Annotated in this window: 17 protein-coding genes; 14 read left to right on the top strand and 3 right to left on the bottom strand. The window is 71.1% G+C overall.

Annotated features, from left to right (window positions below):
* Positions 1-63 precede the first annotated feature (63 nt).
* The 4 genes from AC0QSG_RS07055 (at position 64) to AC0QSG_RS07040 (ending at position 3,962) form a co-directional block, all read left to right on the top strand.
* Positions 64-1,131, top strand: a complete 1,068-nt coding sequence (locus AC0QSG_RS07055) for a ferredoxin reductase (RefSeq protein ID WP_435726300.1) — start codon at positions 64-66, stop codon at positions 1,129-1,131.
* A gap of 28 nt (positions 1,132-1,159) precedes the next feature.
* Positions 1,160-2,341 carry a fatty acid desaturase family protein gene (locus tag AC0QSG_RS07050; protein WP_435726302.1) on the top strand — a complete coding sequence of 394 codons (1,182 nt, stop codon included), beginning with the start codon at positions 1,160-1,162 and terminating at the stop codon, positions 2,339-2,341.
* Between the two features lie 193 nt (positions 2,342-2,534).
* The gene (gene tsaD, locus AC0QSG_RS07045) at positions 2,535-3,605 is read left to right on the top strand and encodes a tRNA (adenosine(37)-N6)-threonylcarbamoyltransferase complex transferase subunit TsaD (RefSeq protein ID WP_475377095.1); all 1,071 of its coding nucleotides are present in this window, start codon (positions 2,535-2,537) and stop codon (positions 3,603-3,605) included.
* A 6-nt stretch (positions 3,606-3,611) separates the two neighbouring features.
* Positions 3,612-3,962: a hypothetical protein gene (locus AC0QSG_RS07040; RefSeq protein ID WP_475377094.1), complete on the top strand. Its 351-nt coding sequence runs from the start codon at positions 3,612-3,614 to the stop codon at positions 3,960-3,962.
* Positions 3,963-4,104: 142 nt separating this feature from the next.
* Here AC0QSG_RS07040 and AC0QSG_RS07035 read toward each other — a convergent pair whose 3' ends face one another.
* Positions 4,105-5,247 (bottom strand): glutamate--cysteine ligase, encoded by a 1,143-nt coding sequence (locus AC0QSG_RS07035; RefSeq protein ID WP_435726306.1) that lies wholly within the window; start codon positions 5,245-5,247, stop codon positions 4,105-4,107.
* A gap of 78 nt (positions 5,248-5,325) precedes the next feature.
* On the opposite strand from AC0QSG_RS07035, the gene AC0QSG_RS07030 reads away from it, so the two are divergent.
* The 4 genes from AC0QSG_RS07030 to AC0QSG_RS07015 all read left to right on the top strand — a co-directional run bounded on the left by AC0QSG_RS07030 (position 5,326) and on the right by AC0QSG_RS07015 (position 9,868).
* A complete protein-coding gene (locus tag AC0QSG_RS07030) occupies positions 5,326-7,050 on the top strand; it encodes a glycoside hydrolase family 3 protein (protein ID WP_475377093.1) in 1,725 nt (574 codons plus the stop codon).
* A 236-nt stretch (positions 7,051-7,286) separates the two neighbouring features.
* Complete coding sequence (locus AC0QSG_RS07025) at positions 7,287-8,237, top strand: endonuclease domain-containing protein (RefSeq protein ID WP_435726310.1); 951 nt, start codon at positions 7,287-7,289, stop codon at positions 8,235-8,237.
* 145 nt (positions 8,238-8,382) lie between these two features.
* Positions 8,383-9,198, top strand: a complete 816-nt coding sequence (locus tag AC0QSG_RS07020; RefSeq protein WP_475377092.1) for a shikimate 5-dehydrogenase — start codon at positions 8,383-8,385, stop codon at positions 9,196-9,198.
* 28 nt (positions 9,199-9,226) lie between these two features.
* Positions 9,227-9,868: a dihydrofolate reductase family protein gene (locus AC0QSG_RS07015; RefSeq protein WP_475377091.1), complete on the top strand. Its 642-nt coding sequence runs from the start codon at positions 9,227-9,229 to the stop codon at positions 9,866-9,868.
* A gap of 198 nt (positions 9,869-10,066) precedes the next feature.
* Here the strand turns inward: AC0QSG_RS07015 and AC0QSG_RS07010 are convergent, their stop codons facing one another.
* Complete coding sequence (locus AC0QSG_RS07010) at positions 10,067-11,314, bottom strand: class I SAM-dependent methyltransferase (protein ID WP_475377090.1); 1,248 nt, start codon at positions 11,312-11,314, stop codon at positions 10,067-10,069.
* Between the two features lie 56 nt (positions 11,315-11,370).
* Here AC0QSG_RS07010 and AC0QSG_RS07005 point away from each other — a divergent pair, with 56 nt between their 5' ends.
* The 5 genes from AC0QSG_RS07005 (at position 11,371) to guaB (ending at position 18,019) form a co-directional block, all read left to right on the top strand.
* Positions 11,371-11,808, top strand: a complete 438-nt coding sequence (locus AC0QSG_RS07005; protein ID WP_475377089.1) for a hypothetical protein — start codon at positions 11,371-11,373, stop codon at positions 11,806-11,808.
* A 190-nt stretch (positions 11,809-11,998) separates the two neighbouring features.
* Positions 11,999-12,295, top strand: a complete 297-nt coding sequence (groES, locus tag AC0QSG_RS07000; protein WP_435726318.1) for a co-chaperone GroES — start codon at positions 11,999-12,001, stop codon at positions 12,293-12,295.
* A 60-nt stretch (positions 12,296-12,355) separates the two neighbouring features.
* Complete coding sequence (gene groL, locus AC0QSG_RS06995; RefSeq protein WP_475377088.1) at positions 12,356-13,966, top strand: chaperonin GroEL; 1,611 nt, start codon at positions 12,356-12,358, stop codon at positions 13,964-13,966.
* A 289-nt stretch (positions 13,967-14,255) separates the two neighbouring features.
* Positions 14,256-16,403: an acyltransferase family protein gene (locus tag AC0QSG_RS06990; protein ID WP_475377087.1), complete on the top strand. Its 2,148-nt coding sequence runs from the start codon at positions 14,256-14,258 to the stop codon at positions 16,401-16,403.
* 110 nt (positions 16,404-16,513) lie between these two features.
* Positions 16,514-18,019: an IMP dehydrogenase gene (gene guaB / locus AC0QSG_RS06985; RefSeq protein WP_435726323.1), complete on the top strand. Its 1,506-nt coding sequence runs from the start codon at positions 16,514-16,516 to the stop codon at positions 18,017-18,019.
* Positions 18,020-18,102: 83 nt separating this feature from the next.
* Here guaB and AC0QSG_RS06980 read toward each other — a convergent pair whose 3' ends face one another.
* Positions 18,103-18,327 (bottom strand): helix-turn-helix domain-containing protein, encoded by a 225-nt coding sequence (locus AC0QSG_RS06980; RefSeq protein ID WP_475377086.1) that lies wholly within the window; start codon positions 18,325-18,327, stop codon positions 18,103-18,105.
* Positions 18,328-18,656: 329 nt separating this feature from the next.
* Between AC0QSG_RS06980 and AC0QSG_RS06975 the strand changes: the two genes are divergently transcribed.
* Positions 18,657-19,928, top strand: a complete 1,272-nt coding sequence (locus tag AC0QSG_RS06975; protein WP_475377085.1) for a BtrH N-terminal domain-containing protein — start codon at positions 18,657-18,659, stop codon at positions 19,926-19,928.
* Positions 19,929-19,940 lie beyond the last annotated feature (12 nt).

Here is a 19,940-nt window from a genome sequence, read left to right as displayed (position 1 = left end):
TCCTGCCGCCAATCGTATGCCTTGCATGGAGAAATGTTGCCCTGGTCGCCATAGACTGGTGTCATGATTCGGCTCCGTTCGCTGGCACAGGCCGCATCCGTACTGACCCACCCGCTGACCGCGGAGGATGTCCTCTCGCTGTTCGATCCGGTGTTCTCCCACCGGCAACTCCGGGGCGTGGTCACGTCCGTGGTGCGCGAGAACGCCAACTCCACCACCATCCATTTCCGCCCGGGACGCGGCTGGAAGGCGCACGCCGCCGGCCAGTGGGCGCGCATCGGCGTCGAACTGGACGGGGTGCGCCACTGGCGCTCCTACTCCCTCAGCGCGGCCGCCGGCCAGGACCCCGCGATCACCGTGACCGACGTCGGCTCCGTCTCCGGCACGCTGGTCCGCGAAACCAAGCCCGGGGACGTCCTGTTCCTCGCGCCTCCGCAGGGCGACTTCACGCTCCCCGAGCACCCGCGCCCGCTGCTGATGCTCACGGCCGGCAGCGGCATCACCCCGGTGATGTCCATGATCCGCACGCTGGTCCCGCGAAGGCCCGACGCCGACGTCGTGCTGGTGCACTCGGCCCGCAGCTCCGCGGACAGCCTGTTCCTCGAGGAGCTGCGCGAGCTCGCCGACCAGTTCCCCAACCTGCGCGTCGTGGAGCACTTCACGTCCGAGTCCGGGCGGCTGAACCTCGCCGACGCCGCCGCGGTCGACGCCGTGTGCCCCGACTGGCGCGAGCGCGCCGCCTACGCCTGCGGCCCGACGGGGTTCCTGGACGACGCCGAGAAGCTCTGGTCCGAGTCCATGGGCGTCGAGGGCGGCGCCGAGGACCTGATCATCGAGCGCTTCACCACCGACCTCGCCGGCGGCGAGGGCGAGGAGGGCGGCCTCGTGACGTTCGAGACGTCCGACCGCGAGATCGAGGCGCCCGGCGACGAACCCCTGCTCGACGTCGGCGAGGACGCCGGGGTCCTCATGCCCAGCGGGTGCCGCATGGGCATCTGCCACAGCTGCCTCACCCCCCTGCGCGCCGGCAAGGTCCGCGACCTGCGCACCGGCGAAGTCCACGGCGAACCCGGCCAACTGATCCAAACGTGTGTCTCGGCTGCCGCCGGACCCGTCAACCTCGACCTCTAGTCAACCTCGACCTCTAAGGAGAGAACCGATGACGACAACGACCACCAGGCCCACCGAGGCGGACGACACCAAGTCGTACGCCCCGGAAACCACCGTCCGCAAGCGCAAGCCCGGAATCCTCCCCGAAACCGGCTCCCCGGCGGTCCGACCGCCGTCGGCCGCGCACCTCTCCGACGAGCAGGTGGCGGAGCTGTGCCGGGAGCTGGACGCGATCAAGGACGACGTGCTGGCCAAGCGCGGGTCCGCGGACGCCGCCTACATCCGACGCGTCATCAAGGTGCAGCGCACCCTGGAGATCGCCGGCCGCGCGGCCCTGATCGGCGCCGGGCGCAACAAGTACGCCTGGGTCGCCGGGACCGCGATGCTCTCCGCGTCGAAGATCATCGAGAACATGGAGATCGGGCACAACATCCTGCACGGCCAGTGGGACTGGATGCGCGACCCGGACATCCACTCCACCACCTGGCAGTGGGACTTCATGACGCCGGCCCGCTCGTGGCAGCACACCCACAACGACCAGCACCACCGGTGGACCAACGTCCTGGGCAAGGACAAGGACGTGGGCTACAACCTGCTGCGCATGGACCCGGACCAGCAGTGGAAGCCGGTCAACGTCCTGAACCCGGTGTTCAACGCGATCCTGGCGCCGGTGTTCGACTGGGGCATCGCCCTGTACGACCTGGAGATCACCGAGCTCAAGGCGGGGGAGAAGTCCAAGGAGGACTTCATCCGCGACCTGAAGGCGTTCGGCAAGTCCGCCATGAACCAGGTGACCAAGGACTTCCTGGCCACCCCGGCGCTGGGCATGCTCAGCGGATCGGGCAAGCAGGCGCTGATGGGCACGCTGGTGGCCACCGCCACCCGCAACATCTGGGCGCACGCCGTCATCTTCTGCGGGCACTTCCCCGAGGGGGCCGAGACGTTCTCCGAGGAGATGGTCGACGGCGAGACGCGCGGCGACTGGTACGTGCGGCAGATGATCGGGTCCTCCAACATCTCCGGGTCCAAGCTGATGCACTTCATGACCGGCAACCTGTCCCACCAGGTGGAGCACCACCTGTTCCCGGACCTGCCGTCCAACCGCTACGCCGAGGTGGCCCCGAAGGTCAGGGAAATCTGCCGCCGCTACGGCCTCCCGTACAACACGGGCCCGCTCTACAAGCAGGTCGGCTCGGCCTGGGCCAAGGTCTTCCGCCTGGCCCTGCCGTAGCCCCGTAGCGCCGTAGCCCCGTAATCTCGACGAACGCAGATGCCCACCCCCCGCGTTTCGACGAAGGTAGATGTCCGTTTTCCTCGGAATCCGGGCATCTACCTTTGTCGAAACGGGAGGGGCGGGCATCTGGCGTCGTCGAAACGAAGGCACCGCAAACCCGGCGCCTCGCCCAGACCCTAAACTGGACAGCATGACTCCCTCCGCCGCGCCGCTGGTCCTCGGCATCGAATCCTCCTGCGACGAGACCGGCGTCGGAATCGTCCGCGGCACGGAGCTGCTGGCCAACGCCGTCAGCTCCTCGATGGACGAACACGTCCGCTTCGGCGGGGTCATCCCCGAAATCGCCTCGCGGGCGCACCTGGACGCCATGGTCCCCACGCTCCGCGCCGCGCTGGACACCGCGGGGGTCACCCTGGACGAGGTCGACGCGCTCGCCGTCACCTCCGGCCCGGGGCTCTCCGGCGCCCTCATGGTCGGCGTCGCCGCCGCGAAGGCGCTCTCCCTCGCCACCGGCAAGCCTCTCTACGCGATCAACCACCTCGTGGCCCACGTCGGCGTCGGGGTGCTCGACGGCGGCGCGCTGCCTTCCAGCCTCGGCGCGCTGCTGGTCTCCGGCGGCCACACGGAGATCCTCAAGGTTGATTCGCTGGCCACCGACGTCGTCCTGCTCGGGGCGACGATCGACGACGCCGCCGGCGAGGCGTACGACAAGGTGGCCCGGCTGCTCGGCCTCGGCTACCCGGGCGGGCCGGCCATCGACGCGATCGCCAGGCAGGGCGACCCGAAGGCGATCCGTTTCCCGCGCGGGCTGACGCTGCCCAAGTTCACCGGCACCGCGGAGATCCCCGGCAGGCACCGCTACGACTTCTCCTTCTCCGGGCTCAAGACCGCGGTCGCCCGCTGCGTGGAGCAGTACGAGGCGCGCGGCGAGCAGCCCCCGGTGGCGGACATCGCGGCGTCGTTCCAGGAGGCCGTCGTCGACGTCGTCACGTCCAAGGCCGTGCTGGCCTGCCGCGAACACGGGCTGGAGAACCTGCTGCTCGGCGGGGGGGTGGCGGCCAATACGCGGCTGCGCGAGCTGCTCGCGGCCCGGTGCGCGTCCGCCGGCATCTCCCTGCGCATCCCGAAGCCGAGCCTCTGCACGGACAACGGTGCCATGGTCGCGGCGCTGGCCGCGCAGCTGGTGATGGCCGGCGTCGCCCCGTCAGGGATCGCGTTCGGCACCGACTCCGGTCAGCCCGTCGGCGCGATTTCGCTGTAGGCCGCCATGGAATCCACCCTGTTGATGAGCGCGCTGCTGGGCCTCGGCATGGCCGGGCTGTACTTCGGCATCTGGGCGTACGACGGCATCTGGCGCTCGTGGGCCGGATCCGCCTGGGGGCGCCACTGCCCGCACCTCGGCATCGGGATCCTCTGGGCCGGGGCGGGCCTGACGATGGCGTCCTTCGCGTTCGCGATGGACGAGCTGTTCGAGTCGCCCGGAACCGCGCGCGCGGCCTTCGCCGTCTGCGCGGTCGGGGGTTCCGGCGTCGTGCTGGTTTCCGTGGTCCTCGGGCTGACCAGGTTCCCGCGCTTCATGGTCCCGGCGTGGCTGCGGGCGTACCTGGACGGGAAGTGACATCCGGCGCCGTTTCGCCGAAGCCAACCCCCGCTCCCTCCCGTTTCGACGAAGGCAGATGTCCCTTTTCGGGCCGAAACGAGCATCTGCCTTCGTCGAAACGAGGGGGGAGGGCATCTGGCTTGGGCGAAAGCGGGGCGGGTCAGGCGATGTGCATCCGCGCGACGTTGTCCGCGACGACGGCGCGCAGGTCGCCGTCGTGCGCCTTCGCCACCCGCCGCTGCCACTGGTAGCCGGCACCGCCGCGGATGATCCGCTCGACGTCCACCAGCTCGTCGGAGCAGCCCAGCTTCTTCGCGACCGGCTCCAGCCGGTTGAGCTCCCGCTCCAGGTGCTCGGTGACCAGCATCTCGTCCCCCGCGGCGTTGAGGATGATGATGGCGTCCAGCCCGTAGCGGGCCGCGCGCCACTTGTTCTCCACGCGGTACCACGGCGGCATGACCGGGATGGTCCCGCCGTTGTCCAAGGTGGTGGACATGTCATCCACTAGACATTGCGTCAGGGCGGCGATCGCGCCGATGTCCTGCAGCGAGGACAAGCCGTCGGCGATGCGCATCTCCACGGTCCCGAACCGCGGCACCGGGCGGATGTCCCAGCGGATCTCGGTGATGTCGTCGATGACGCCGGTGTGGACCATGTCCCGCACGTACCCCTCGAAGCCCTCCCACGTCTCGAAGTGGTAGGGGAGCCCGGCGGTCGGCAGCTGCTGGAACATGAGGGCGCGCTGCGAGGCGTACCCGGTGTCCTCGCCGCCCCAGAACGGGCTCGACGCCGACAACGCCTGGAAGTGCGGCTGGTAGTTGACCAGGCCGTCGACGATCGGCAGCGCCTTGTCCCGGCGGTCCAGCCCCACGTGGACGTGCACCCCGTAGATGACCATCTGCTGGCCCCACCACTGCGTGCGGTCGATCAGCTTCGCGTAGCGCTCCTTGTTGGTCACCGGCTGCAGCTTCGGCGGCGCGAACGGGTGCGACCCGGCGCAGTACAGGTCCACGCCCATGGGGTCGGTGACGTCGCGGATGGCCTTGATGTTCGTGTGGAGCTGCCTCTTCGCCTCGTCGACCGTGTCGCAGACCCCGGTGACGATCTCCACCGTGTTCAGCAGGAGCTCCTGCTTGATGTGCGGATGCTCCTCGTCCTCGTCGAGTTCGCCGTGGAGGGTGTGGACCCCGAGCAGCACCTCCTGCGCGACCGAACGCAGGTCGCCGGTCTCGCTGTCCACGAGCGCGATCTCCCATTCGACGCCGAGGGTGGACTGCCGGGACTCGGCGAAATCGATCTGCATCCAGGCTCCTGAAAATCGTGCGGGTGGGACGGCTGACAGTCTATCGGCACCGGTACCCTTGGACCCGTGGCCCTGCGCATGAGAACCCTGACCGTGACGGTACTCACCGCCACCCTCGCCCTGGCGGCGTGCACCCCGACGCCGGCGCCGCCCTCGGGCACGACGCCGGGTGCGCCGGGCGCGGGCGGCGACGTACCGGCGTCGTCCTCCAGTGCGCCGGAGCCCGAACGCACGTCCTGGGGGCCGCTGGCGTCCGACGTCGAGGCGGCCGCCGACGCCGTCGCAGCCATGGGCACCGCGGAGAAGGCGGGGCAGGTGCTCGTTGACCACTACACCGGGACCGATCCCGCCGCCGAGCTGGCCAAGGTCGACGAGCTGCACCTGGGCGGCGTGATCGTGATGGGCGACAACGTGCCGCTGGCCGCGGGCGGAAACGCGGGCGGCGCCGCGGCCGGCGAGGGCGCCGCCGGCGGAGCGAGCGGAGTCGACACCGAGGCCCTGGCGGCGACGACCGCGAGGTTCCAAGAGACGCTCGGCTCCGGCCGCGACTGGCCCGGCATCGTCGCCGTCGACCAGGAGGGCGGGGCCGTGGCGCGCGTCAAGGCGCCGCTGACCGAATGGCCCGCGCCGATGGCGTACGGCGCGGCGGACGACGCCGGACTGACCGCCCGGGCGCACGAGGCCATGGCCACCGAACTCGCCGCGCTGGGATTCACGATCGACTTCGCGCCCGACGCCGACGTGACGCTCGGCCCCGCCGACCCGGTGATCGGGGCGCGATCGTTCTCCTCGGATCCGGAGTTCGTCGGCGAGCACGCCGCGGCGGGGATCGAGGGCATGCTCGACGCCGGGGTGCTGCCGTCCGCGAAACACTTCCCCGGGCACGGCTCGGTGACCACGGATTCCCACGTGGGGCTGCCCGTGCAGGACGCCTCCCTGGAGGAGCTGCGGACGCGGGACTGGGCGCCGTTCTCCCGGACGATCGAGGCGGGGGCGCCGATGGTGATGGTGGGGCACATCGCCGTCGAGGCGCTGGAGCCCGGCGTCCCGTCGTCGCTCTCCTCCGCGACGTACGACGCGCTGCGGGACCTCGGATTCGAGGGCGTGGCCGTGACCGACGCGCTGAACATGGGCGCGGTGGAGCAGTCCGCGCCGGGCGGCGGGGCGGCGGTGGACGCGCTGGCGGCCGGTGCCGACCTGCTGCTGATGCCGACGTCGGTCGAAGAGGCCCACGCGGCGGTGGTCGCGGCGGTGGACTCCGGAGAGGTGCCCGCGGAGCGGCTGGACGAGGCGGCGACGCGGGTCGTGGCGATGATGATGTGGCAGGGGCGGCTGGCGTCCGAGCTGGACGACGGCGGACGGTCGCTGTCCGCGGCGGACCCGGCGTCCTCCGGGGAGGGCGCGGGGGTCGAGCTGGGTGCGGAGCTGGCCCGGGCGTCCGTGACCGTGGTGGACGGGGAGTGTTCCGGGGCGCTGGTCGGGGCCGGAATCCGGATCGCCGGCGGGACCGCGGAGGACCGCGCGCGGCTTGCGGAGGCCGCGGGGAAGGCCGGGTTGGCCGTGGGATCGGGGGAACTCGTGACGCTGCTGGGCGGATCCCACGGGGCCGGCGCGGGCGACGTGGTGGTGTCCCTGGATGCGCCGTGGGGGCTGGCGGGGTCCGCCGCGGGGACGAAGATCGCGCTCTACGGGCGGACGGCGGAATCCTTTGGGGCCCTGGTGGCGGTGCTGAAGGGCGAATCCGGGGCTCCGGGGCGGCTCCCGGTCGCGGTAGGGGAGTACCCGGCCGGAACGGGCTGCTAAGGCCCCCTCTCCCTCCCTCTCGTTTCGACGAAGGTAGATGTCCATTTCGGGGCCGAAACCGACATCTACCTCCGTCGAAACGGAGGGGTGCGACATCTGGTTTCGTCGAAAATGGGGAGGGCGGCGGCGGTGTCCGAGGGCGCCCCCCCGTGGGTGCGACGGCGGGTGGCGCGGCCCCGGCGTCGTGCCTGTGGATATCGCCTGCGGCGATTCGCCCTTTTAGGCACCATGGGGTCATGGAGAATCCGGACCCCGCGAAACCCCCGCCCGAGCCGCCGGGCATATTCGTGTTCGCGGACGGCCTCGCGCGGGGGATGACGCCGGGGAAGCTGCGCTCGTCCCGGTTCGAGGCGCCGACGCGAGGGCTGCGGCAGGTGCCCGACAACGGGGAGCCGCGGCTCGACGTCCTACGCGCATACATGCGGCTGGACCGCGGGACGTACCTCAGCCACCGGAGCGCCGCGCAGGCCTGGGGCATGTGGGCGCCGGACCGGGACGGCGTGTTTCCGATCCACGTCACGCGCGTCAGGGGCAGGGGTGGGCACGCGCGGCGGCCGAACGTCGTCGGACACGTGGCGCCGCTGCTGGAACGCGACCGGCGCGTGGTGGAGCGGATCGCGCTGACGTCGCCCGCCTGGACGTGGGCGGATCTGGCCGGGACGGGGCTGAGCCTGGGTGACCTGGTGGCCGCGGGCGACTCGCTGCTCCAACCCGAGGACGGGCCGCCGCGGCCGGACGATGTCCTCGGAACGCACCCGCTCGCCACGCTGGCCGAGATCGACGACGTCCTCGACCGCCGTTGCTCCGTCCCCGGCGTGCGGCTGGCGCGCGAGGCCCGCGAGCTGCTGCGGCCCGGTTTCTATTCGCCGATGGAGTCGCGGCTGCGGGGGATGCTGGTCGCGGAGGGCATCGGGGACCTGGAGGTCAACGTCCGGCTCGAGTTCCCGGACGGGTGGTCCGTGGTGCCGGATCTGGTGATCCGGTGGGCGCGCATCGCGATCGAGTACGACGGCGAGCACCACCGCCTGGACCGGAAGCAGTACGAGCACGACATCGACCGCGACGCCGGGCTGCGCGATCGCGGATGGAAGGTGCTGAAGGTGACGAAGACCGTGTTCACGCCCGCGGGCAGGGACAAGTTCCTCGGCCGGCTGCGACGCGAACTGCTGCTGGCCGAGGACGCCTGACGCGGGCCAGCACGGATTTCGACGGAGGTAGATGCCCCGTTCATCCGTTTCGACGAGGGCAGATGTCGGATTCGCGCCCGAAACCGACATCTGCCTTCGTCGAAACGGGGAGGGAGGGCGCGCCGGTCCGGACTACGCTGGAGCCATGCCCATCTTGAACAAGGACATGACCCTCTGCATCTCGCTGTCCGCGCGCCCGAGCAACAACGGCACCCGGTTCCACAACCACCTCTACGGGCAGCTCGACCTCAACTGGATCTACAAGTCCTTCGCCCCGACCGACCTCGCCCAGGCCATCGCCGGCGTGCGCGGCCTCGGCATCCGCGGCTGCGCCGTCTCCATGCCCTACAAGGAGGAGGTCATCGCGCTCGTCGACAAGGTGGCCCCGTCTGCCGCCGCGATCGACTCGGTCAACACCATCGTGAACGACGACGGCGTCCTCACCGCCCACAACACCGACTACTCCGCCGTCGCGGCGCTCCTGGCGAGCCACGCCGTCGACCCGTCCTCGACCGTCGCGCTGCGCGGCGCGGGCGGCATGGCCAAGGCAACCGCCGCCGCCCTGCGCGACGCCGGATTCACACGCGTCACGATCGTCGCCCGCAACGAGGAAGCGGGCCGCGCGCTCGCCGGCCTGTACGGATTCGAGTGGGCCGCCAAGCACGACGGCGCCACGGACGTCCTCGTCAACGTCACCCCGATCGGCATGGCCGGAGGGGACGAGGAGACGCAGCTTTCGTTCACCGAGGAGCAGGTGGAGGCGGCCCACACGGTGTTCGACGTCGTCGCGGTCCCCGCCGAGACGCCCCTAATCCAGGCGGCGCGCCTCCTGGGCAAGAACGTCATCACCGGCGCCGAGGTCATGACGCTGCAGGCGCTGGAGCAGTTTGTCCTCTACACGGGCATCACCCCGACGCGCGAGCAGGTCGCCGCCGCCGAGGGGTTCATGCGCGCCGGGTAGTCCGGCCGCCGAGGAAGGGAAACGCGCCATGAGGCTGACGCTGATGCAATTCGTGACGTTGGACGGCGTCTCGCAGGGGCCCGGCGCCCCCGACGAGGACACCAGCGGCGGCTTCGGGCGGGGCGGATGGTTCGTGCCGTTCCTCGACGAGCGCTTCATCCAGCTGGCCGCGGCGTGGCTCGGGGAGGCCGACGGGCTCCTCCTCGGGCGCCGCACCTACGAGAACTTCGCGCGCGACTGGCCGCAGATGGACGATCCGGACGACCCCTTCGGACCGAGGATGAACAGCCTGCCGAAGTACGTCGCGTCGCACACCCTGAAATCCGCCGACTGGAGTCCTTCGACCCTTCTGGACGGCGACGTCGTCGCGCAGGTCGCCGCGCTCAAGAGGCAGCACGGGCGGGAACTGCAGATCCACGGCAGCGCGACGCTGGCCCAGTCGCTGCTCGCCGCCGGTCTGATCGACTTGGTCCGGCTGGTGGTCGCCCCGGTGGTCGTCGGCACGGGCCGGAGGCTGTTCCCGGAGGGCGGCGCGCCCGCGGGGTTCCAACTGGTCGGGTCCGAGTCCACACCGGCCGGACTCTCCATCCACACCCTCGAGGCCGCCGGCACGCCCACGTTCGGCACCTACGAGGGGCAGCACCCCCCGGCGAACGACGCCGCAGCCTAACCCCGCCGGCCGGAGCCTGCCCCCGCCTGCCCCGCCCATTTTCGGCGTTCCGCCCAATTTCGCCGCCCCGCCCAATTTCGACGAAGCCAGATGCTCCCGCCTCCCGTTTCGACGAAGGTAGATGCTCGGATTCGGCCCAAAAGCAGCATCTACCTTCGTCGAAACGCAAGGGGGGGCGAAACGGGGGAGGCGAGGGGGTTAGGCCGGGGCTACCTCTATGGCCACTCGGGTGTCGCCGATCCGGGTCAGGACCAGCGTCGCCTTCTTCTTCGCCGACTTGCCCGCGCCCGCCAGCAGCACCTTGCGGAGCTCCTCCGGGGTCATGTCCAGCCCGCGCTTCTTGATGTCCAGCACGCCGATCCCCTCCGCCTTCGCCCACGTCCGCAGGGCCTTGACGTTGTAGGGCCGCACGTTCAGCACCCGGTAGGGCCGCGCGAACGGCGTCCGAACCAGCGTCGGCGCGCAGAAGTACGCGATGTGCGGGTCCACCAGATGCCCGCCCACGGTCGCCAGTGCCTCCGCCACCAACCCGGCGCGGATGACCGCCCCGTCCGGCTCGTACAGGAACCCCGCCACGTCCCCGACCGGGACCTCGCCGCGGAGGGAGGCGCCGGCGTCGTACTCCACGGCGCTGGTCAGTTCGTCGGAGGTGCCGTCCGGGCCGACCACCAGGGCCGCGCGCCGCACGCCGGGCCGGGCCAGCGGGCCGAACCACAGCGCGGCCTCGGTGACGTCGCCGTCGACGGACACCCACTGCGCCTCGCACCCGGCGGGCAGCGACTCGTGCGGGATGCCCGGCCCGAGCTTCACGCCGACGGCCAGCCCGCGACCCGCCAGCGTTTCGACGAAGGACAACGGCGGGCTGAACGCCTCCGGGTCGAAGATCCGCGAGGTCCCGGAGCTCGACGTCGTGCGGCGCGCCGGGTCGAGCCAGACGCCGTCGAACCCGTCGAGGGCGAACCCGGTCGCGTCCGCGTTGACCACGCGCGCGTTCCGCCACGGCATGAGGTTCACCATCGCCGCGGCCGCGGTGGTCTCGTCCAGCTCGACGGCTGTGACCTCCAGGTCCAGCGCGGCCATCGCCATCGCGTCCGACCCCAGCCCGCACCCCAAATCCGCCACCCGGGCGACGCCGGCGCGCACGTAGCGGCGGGCGTGCATCGCGGCGACGTTCAGGCGCGTCGCCTGCTCCAGTCCGGCGCGGGTGAAGATCATGTGCGCGGCGAACGGCCCGAGCTTGGCCGCGGCGCGGGCGCGCATCCGGGCCTGGTGCACGACGGCGGCGACCAACTCCGCGGGGTGCCCGTCCTTGCGCAGGCGCAGGTTGAGCTCCAGCGCCGCGCGGTCCGTGGCCGCGGCGTCCGGGCTAAGCGAATTGAGCAGGCCGAAGCCCTCCGGGGACAGCACGGGCGCGAGGTTTTCCACGGCGGGGGAGGGGGAAGCCATGGGACAACCCTAGTTGCCCGCGCCCAGTGGACCGGGCCGCGCGGTACCGTGGAACCGTGCCGAAGAACGAGGAACCCAACCCCGCACCCCCCGCGCCCGCCGCACCCGAAGCCGGCTTCCTGTCCCGCTTTCCCGAGGCGGTCGACGCGGCCCGCGCCACGGACGACGCCGGTGCGCCGCCGCTTGGCCGCGCGGGGCTGGCCTACCGGATCCTGCTGTACGCGGGAATGGCGGTCGGCGTGGTCGCCGCGCTCGCCCTGATCGCGTCCGTGGTGCTGCAGGCCCTGCTCGCCGGCAGCTACATCCAGGCGGGCGGGGACTACTTCGGGTCCGGGATCGACGGCCGCGCCGCCCGCGAGCTGCTCGGTGTTCCGCTGGGTGGCTTCATCGCCGCCGTCGTGCTGTCCCTGGCCGCCATCTGCATCGGCGCGCTCGGCGTCTTCCGCGCCAAGGCCCAGCCCGTCCAGCGCAGCGAGCGCGACCAGGCCGCGTAGGGCGGCCTCCTGCGTCGTACGTTTTGGCACTCGCCTTGACCGAGTGCCAGCCACCTCATAGAGTCTTCATTAGCACTCGAAACCGTCGGGTGCTAAAGCCCGAGGTACTTGCCAGCTGGCACCGCGACGACGGTTGGCGCATGTCCAACGGCCCTTCAACCATTGGCACTTACGCAAAGGAGAGATCCGCATGTCGGTCTCCATCAAGCCTCTCGAGGATCGCATCGTTGTTCAGCCGCTCGAGGCCGAACAGACCACGGCTTCCGGCCTGGTCATCCCTGACACCGCGAAGGAAAAGCCCCAGGAGGGCAAGGTTGTCGCAGTGGGCCCCGGCCGCGTCGACGACAACGGCAACCGCGTTCCCGTCGACGTCGCCGAGGGCGACATCGTCATCTACTCGAAGTACGGCGGCACCGAGGTCAAGTTCGGCGGCCAGGAGTACCTGGTGCTCTCGGCACGCGACGTGCTGGCCATCGTCGTCAAGTAGTTTTCCCGTGTGAAGCCCCGGCCCAGGCCGGGGCTTTACGCAATCCCAAGGAGCAGCAGCATGGCTAAACAACTTATTTTCAACGACGACGCACGCAAGGCGCTCGAGGCCGGCATCGACAAGCTCGCCAACACCGTCCGCGTCACGCTCGGCCCGCGCGGCCGCAACGTGGTCCTGGCCAAGGCCTGGGGCGCGCCGACCATCACGAACGACGGCGTCACGATCGCCCGCGAGGTCGAACTCGAGGACGCGTACGAGAACCTCGGCGCACAGCTCGCCAAGGAGGTCGCGACCAAGACCAACGACGTCGCCGGCGACGGAACCACCACCGCCACCGTGCTCGCGCAGGCCCTCGTCAAGGAAGGCCTGCGCAACGTCGCGGCCGGCGCCGCGCCGGGCGAGATCAAGCGCGGCATCGAGACCGCCGTCGAGGCCGTGGCCACGCGCCTGGCCGAGATCGCCCGCCCGGTCGAGGGCCAGGACGTCGCCAACGTCGCCGCCATCTCCGCGCAGAGCGACGAGATCGGCGACCTGCTCGCCGAGGCGTTCGGCAAGGTCGGCGCCGAGGGCGTCATCACCATCGAGGAATCCAACACGACGACGACCGAGCTGGTCCTCACCGAGGGCATGCAGTTCGACAAGGGATACCTGTCCCCGCACTTCGTCACCGACCCGGAGCGCCAGGAGGCCGTCCTCGAGGACGCGCTGATCCTGGTCAACTCCGGCAAGATCTCCACCGTGGCCGAGTTCCTGCCGCTGCTGGAGAAGGCGCTGCAGGCCGGCAAGCCGCTGTTCGTCATCGCCGAGGACATCGAGGGCGAGGCCCTGTCCACGCTGGTCGTCAACAAGCTGCGCGGCACGCTCAGCGTCGTCGCCGTCAAGGCGCCGGGCTTCGGCGACCGCCGCAAGGCCATGCTGCAGGACATCGCGATCCTCACCGGCGCGCAGGTCGTGTCCCCCGACCTGGGCCTGAAGCTGGACCAGGTCGGCCTGGAGGTCCTGGGTTCCGCCCGCCGGATCACCATCACCAAGGACCTGACCACCATCGTGGACGGCTCCGGCTCCCACGAGGACGTCGCGGACCGCGTCTCCCAGCTGAAGGCCGAGCTCACCCGCACGGACTCCGACTGGGACAAGGAGAAGCTGCAGGAGCGCCTCGCGAAGCTCTCCGGCGGCATCGGCGTCATCAAGGTCGGCGCGGCCACCGAGGTCGAGCTCAAGGAGCGCAAGCACCGCATCGAGGACGCCGTCTCCGCGACGCGCGCCGCGATGGAGGAGGGCATTGTCGCCGGCGGCGGCTCCGCCCTCGTCGACGCGCTCTCCGTGCTGGACACCGACCCCGCGGTGGTGGCGCTCGAGGGCGACGCCGCGGCGGCCGTCGGCATCGTCCGCCGCGCCCTGGTCCAGCCGCTGCGCTGGATCGCCCAGAACGCCGGGCACGACGGCTACGTGGTGGCCTCCAAGGTCGCCACCTCGCCGGTCAACCACGGCTTCAACGCCAAGACCGGCGTCTACGAGGACCTGCTCGCCGCGGGCATCATCGACCCGGTCAAGGTCACGCGCTCCGCGCTGCGCAACGCGGCGTCGATCGCCGCCCTGGTCCTGACGACGGAGACCCTGGTCGCCGAGAAGCAGGCCGACGAGGACGAGCACGCGGGCCACGGACACTAGTCCAAAGCACCAACCGCCCCCTGCCAGGGGGCCGGGCCGCCCACGGCGGCCGCACGACGGCGCCGGATCCCTTCGGGGGTCCGGCGCCGTCGTCGTTTGCCCGCCCGAACGCCATCCGCCGTCCCCGCCGGAACGCCGTCCCCGCTCCCGCCAGATCACCGTTCGGTAACGCTGCTGGTAGGATGGAGGGTTGAGGGTGGCTGACCGCGCCACCCCGCACGACGCCAGAGGCGTCCGCGCGACCTCACCGCGACCGTCCACACAGTCCACCGAAGGGACGCCGCCAGCGATGGCCCTAGACCTGAACACCCGCCAGGGGAGGCCCGGCGCCGCCAGCAAGCCCGCCTACCGCCCCGAGGTGCAGGGACTGCGCGCCTTCGCCGTCCTCATGGTGGTCGTCTACCACGTGTGGCTGGGCCGCGTCTCCGGCGGCGTGGACGTTTTCCTGCTGATCTCTGCTTTCCTGCTCACAGCCTCGTTCACCCACAAGGTGGAATCCGGGAAGCCGCTGAAACTGGTGTCCTACTGGCTCCAGCGGTTCCGCGGGCTGCTGCCGGCCGCCGTCGTGGTGTTGCTGGCGATCCTCGCCGCGACCGCCTCGCTGCTGCCGCGCACCCGCTGGCACGACGTCTTCACGCAGACCTGGTCCAGCCTGTTCTACACGCAGAACTGGACGCTCGCCCGCGAGTCGGTGGACTACTATGCCGCGAACCACGCGACGGCCAGCCCGCTGCAGCACTTCTGGTCGCTGTCCATCCAGGGCCAGGTGTTCATCCTCTGGCCGCTGATCCTCGCCGCCTGCGCGCTGGCCTGGCGCGCCCTGCGCGGACGCTTCCCGCGCCTGGGGTACCGCGCTCTGGTGGGCGCCGCGTTCGGCGTTGTGTTCGCCGTGTCCCTGGCGTACTCCGTCCACGCGACCGCCACCAACCAGGCGTACGCCTACTTCGACACCCGCGCCCGCCTGTGGGAGTTCGCGCTCGGCTCGCTGCTGGTGCTGGCCGTCCCGTACGCCGCGAAGCTCTCCGTCCGGATCCGCGTGGTGCTGGGCTGGGTGGGCCTGGCCGCCATGCTCTCCTGCGGCCTGATCCTGCAGGTGCAGGCGCAGTTCCCCGGCTACATCGCCCTCTGGCCCACGCTGGCCGCGGCCGCGATCATCGCCGCCGGCGACACCCGGACCCCGGCGTCCGACGGCGGGGCGCCGGCCGATGCCGACCGTCGCCGCGGCGTCGACCGACTCCTGGCCGCCAAGCCGCTGGTGGCCCTCGGCGGCATCTCCTACGCGCTGTACCTGTGGCACTGGCCGATCCTGGTGATCTTCCTGACCGTGCGGGAACTGCACAACCCGGGGATCCTCGGCGGCCTGGCCGTGATCGGGCTCTCCCTCGCCCTGGCGTGGGCCACCACCCGCGTCGTCGAGACCCCGTTCCACGCCTGGCACTGGCCCACCCAACGCCGCCGCCGCCTGAGCCTGGTGCTGGCCGTGATGGTCGGCATCGTCGCCATGCCGCTGAGCGGCTGGGAGTCGCGGGTCGCCGCGTTCGAGACGGCCGCGAAGCAGCAGGCCCCCGCGGACAACCCGGGCGCCCAGGCGCTGGCGCCGGACTTCGAGTACGACGGCGACCCGGCCGCCGTCGTGCGCCCCCTCGCCAGCGACGCCGGCGCCGAATGGGCCAACTACGGCGGCGACTGCACGGGCGACTACCGGCTCACGGACCCGCGCACGGAGTTCTGCCAGATCGGCGGGGACCCGGCCACCGCGCAGAAGACCGTGATGGTGGTCGGCGATTCGCACGCGCAGCACTGGACGTCCGCGCTGTCCGTCGCCGCGGAGAAGAACGACTGGGCCTGGGTGCTGGTCACCCAGCCCGGCTGCCGCTTCGGCGGCCCGACCGACGAGCGCTCGGCCGAGTGCAACGGGTTCAGCGAGGCGGCCACGCAGTACGCCGTGGACCACCGGCCCGACGCCGTCGTGACCCTCGGGACGCTGACCGCCTTCACCGAGGGCGAGGACACCGAGACCCGCGGCGACGAGGAGCGGATCGTCCCCGCCTACGAGGAGGGGATCCGCCCGTTCCTGGAGGCCGGAATCGACGTCGTGGCCCTGCGCGACACCCCGCGCTACCCCTTCAACGTGCCCGAATGCGTGGACCGCAAGGGGGCCGACTCCACGGAGTGCTCCGCGCCGACCGAGGAGATCGTTGCACCGGTCTCGCCGCTGGAGGAGCTGGAGCGCCGGATGGCCCCGGAGACCGCGCGGCCGGGCTCGGGGAAGCTGGGGTTCATGGACATGACCGACCAGCTCTGCGTCGACGGGACGTGCCGCCCGGTGATCGGCAACGTCCTGGCGTACATGGACGGCTCCCACCTCACCCGGACGTACGTGGAGACGACCGCGCCGGTGTTCGAGCGGCGCCTGAAGGATTCGCTCGGCTGGTAGGGCGGTTGCCGGCCCTGTTCCCTTGGACACATCCGGCGTGAGGAATGGGGAACGGCACGCTCGCGTTCTAGGATGTAGGAAATCCCCCGTCGGCTCGCGAAAGGCTCCCCATGTCCGAGTTCAATCCCTTCGCCCTCGAAGGCCTCACGTACGACGACGTCCTGCTGCTCCCCGGCCCGACGGACGTCATCCCCTCCGAGGCGGACACCGCGACCCGCTTCACGAAGCGCATCACGCTGAACATCCCCCTGGCCTCCGCCGCCATGGACACCGTCACCGAGGCCTCGATGGCGATCGCGTTGGCCCGGCAGGGTGGAATCGGGATCATCCACCGCAACCTCTCGATCGACGACCAGGCCAAGCAGGTGGACCAGGTCAAGCGCAGCGAGTCCGGCATGATCACCGACCCGGTGACCGTGGGCCCCGACGCCACGCTGCAGGAACTCGACGACCTCTGCTTCCACTACCGCGTCTCGGGCCTGCCCGTGGTCGACGGCGGGAAGAAGCTGCTGGGCATCATCACCAACCGCGACACCCGCTTCATCCCGCGCGAGCGGTTCATGACCACCAAGGTCTACGAGGCGATGACGGCGATGCCGTTGGTCACCGCGCGCGTCGGCGTGCCGCGCGAGGAGGTCATCGCGCTGCTGAGCAAGCACCGCATCGAAAAGCTCCCGCTGGTCGACGACCACGACATCCTGCAGGGCCTGATCACGGTCAAGGACTTCGACAAGGCCGAGCAGTACCCGATCGCCACCAAGGACGACGAGGGCCGCCTGCGCGTCGGCGCCGCCGTCGGCTTCTTCGGCGAGGGCTACGACCGCGCGATGGCGCTCATCGACGCGGGCGTGGACGTGCTGGTCGTCGACACGGCCAACGGCCACAGCCAGGGCGTGTTGGACATGATCGCGCGCCTGAAGAAGGACCCCGCGGCCGCGCACGTCGACGTCGTCGGCGGCCAGGCCGCGACCCGCGAGGGCGCGCAGGCGCTGATCGACGCCGGTGCCGACGCCATCAAGGTCGGCGTGGGACCGGGTTCCATCTGCACCACCCGCATCGTCGCCGGCGTGGGCGTGCCGCAGGTCACCGCCATCTACGAATCCGCCAAGGCCGCCATCCCGGCCGGCGTGCCGCTGATCGCCGACGGCGGCCTGCAGCACTCGGGCGACATCGGCAAGGCGCTGGTCGCCGGCGCCGACTCCGTGATGCTGGGCTCGCTGCTGGCGGGCACGGCGGAGTCCCCGGGCGACCTGGTGTTCATGAACGGCAAGCAGTTCAAGGCATACCGCGGCATGGGCTCCCTCGGCGCCATGCAGACGCGCGGCAAGAACACGTCCTACTCCAAGGACCGCTACTTCCAGGCCGACGTCCCCACCGACGAGAAGCTGATCCCCGAGGGCATCGAGGGCCAGGTCCCGTACCGCGGACCCCTCTCCGCGGTGGCCCACCAGCTGGTCGGCGGGCTGCGCCAGACCATGTTCTACGTCGGCGGGCACACCATCGGCGAGCTCAAGGCGAAGGGCAAGTTCGTGCGCATCACGGCGGCCGGGCTCAAGGAGTCCCACCCGCACGACATCATGATGACGGTCGAGGCCCCCAACTACCGCTCCCGCTAGCCCCCTCCCCGCCCCGCGAAGTGGACATTACCCCGGTTAACAAACCCGGGTAATGTCCACTTCGCGGGGTTTTTGGGGCGGGGCTACTGGTCCTTATCCGGGTGGTGCGGAGCGGCGGCGTGCTGCTCGGCGAGGAGGTACTCCTCGACGGCGCGCTCCGGCACCCGGTATGACCTCCCGAAGCGCACCGCGGGCAGCTCGCCCGCGTGCACCAGGCGGTACACGGTCATCTTCGACACGCGCATCGCGTCCGCGACTTCCGCCACGGTCAGGTAATGGGCATTCTCGAACTTCTGCAACTCGACCATTTGGTCCCCAATCAAAGATTCCAATCGTCCCCACGATGGAGCGAGAACCACGCCAGCAACCTCTGGCTACTGCAGCACCGCTAATCGCAAGGTAACCACAAACGGTAGCCGGGGGCCATAGTTGTTTCCGCGCGGCCCCGCACGTGTCGCGGTCACGGATCGGCCACAAGTCCATCGAATGGATATGCTCAACGGATGCTTCACGACGGCGGCGCCCGCCGGCCCGTTTACGGGCCGCGACGTAGACTGTTTCCCGTGCCCGGCGACGCCCGCCGCCCGCCCCGCGGCAGCCGCTCCGGCCCGCCCACCCCGCGACAGAAAAGACCCCGATGTCCCAGCCAAAACAGCTGAAGAAACTCGCCCGCGACCGCATGGAACGCACGGGGGAGACCTACACGCTGGCACGCAAGAACATCCTGGCGGGCAAGCCGGAGCGCGGGGGCGGACCGGACGCCGCGCCCGGCGCCGGAAGTGCCGCAGACGCCGCCAACCGCACCGCAGACCCTTCGGACGAGGCGGAACTGCCCGAATACCCGGCCCCCGCCGGAGTCGTGCAGTACGACGCCGGCCTCTGGCACCGCGTGCTGACCCAGGCCGGCGTGACGCATCCGCTGACCGGCATGCCGCTGAGCGAGGCGCTGCTGGCCGGGCTCGCCGGCGGCATCGGCTTCATGGTCTTCGCGTTCGAGTACGAGGAGACGACGACGGCGACCGTCGTCACCCGCTCCCACCCCGAGCCCTACGTGGCCAGCCTGCTGGCGCGCTGCGGCGCGCGCGTCCGCGAACAGACCACCAGCAGCGCCAAGGTGGCCCAGGCGAACCTGGACGCCGCGCTGGACGAGGGCCGCGCCGCCGTCGTGCGCGTGTCCGAGTCCCTGCTGCCGTTCGCCCTCGTCGCCGGCGCCGAGGAGGACGAGTCGGTCGACGTCGTGGTGGTCGGCGAGCACGACGACGGCAGCTACCTGATCGACGACGGCGACGGCGAGCTCCAGCTCATCTCGCCCTCCGACCTGGCCGCCGCGCGCGGCCGCCGGAAGAAGGACCGCCGCTGGCTGGCGTGGGTGCCCGAGCCCGCCGTTCCGGACGCGTCGGTGCTGGGCGCGAATGCCGCCGAGGCCATCGCGGCGACCGCCGCGCGGCTCCTCGGGGAGTCCGAACTGGTCGGGATCCCCGTCCACTTCGCCAAGAACTTCGGCGTCGCCGGCATGCGCACGTGGGTCGAGAAGCTGCGGGACACCCGGACGCGGAAGGGCTGGCCGGCCCTGTTCGCGGATCCGGACCGCCTCTACTCCGGCCTCGCGCAGGTGAAGGACTTCCTGGAATCCCCGCGCTACGGGGGTGCCGGGGGACTGCGGGCGCAGTACGCCGACTTCCTGGACGAGGCCGCCCGGCTGCCCGTGGCGTCCGAGGTCGCCGGACTCGCCGCGGCAGCCGAGGCCTACCGCGCGCTCGCCCCGCGATGGACGGAACTGGCGGACGCCGTGGACCCGGAGGTGGACCCCGAGGGGCGCGCCGCGCACTTCGCCGGGCTCGCGGACCTGCTGGAGGCCATCGCCGACGCCGAGGAGGCGGCCGCCCGGCTGCTCCGCCCGGCGGAGTAGCCGGGCGGAGTA

The sequence above is a fragment of the Arthrobacter sp. LT660 genome (genome assembly GCF_056172845.1).
This window is presented reverse-complemented; position numbering and strand designations above follow the sequence as displayed.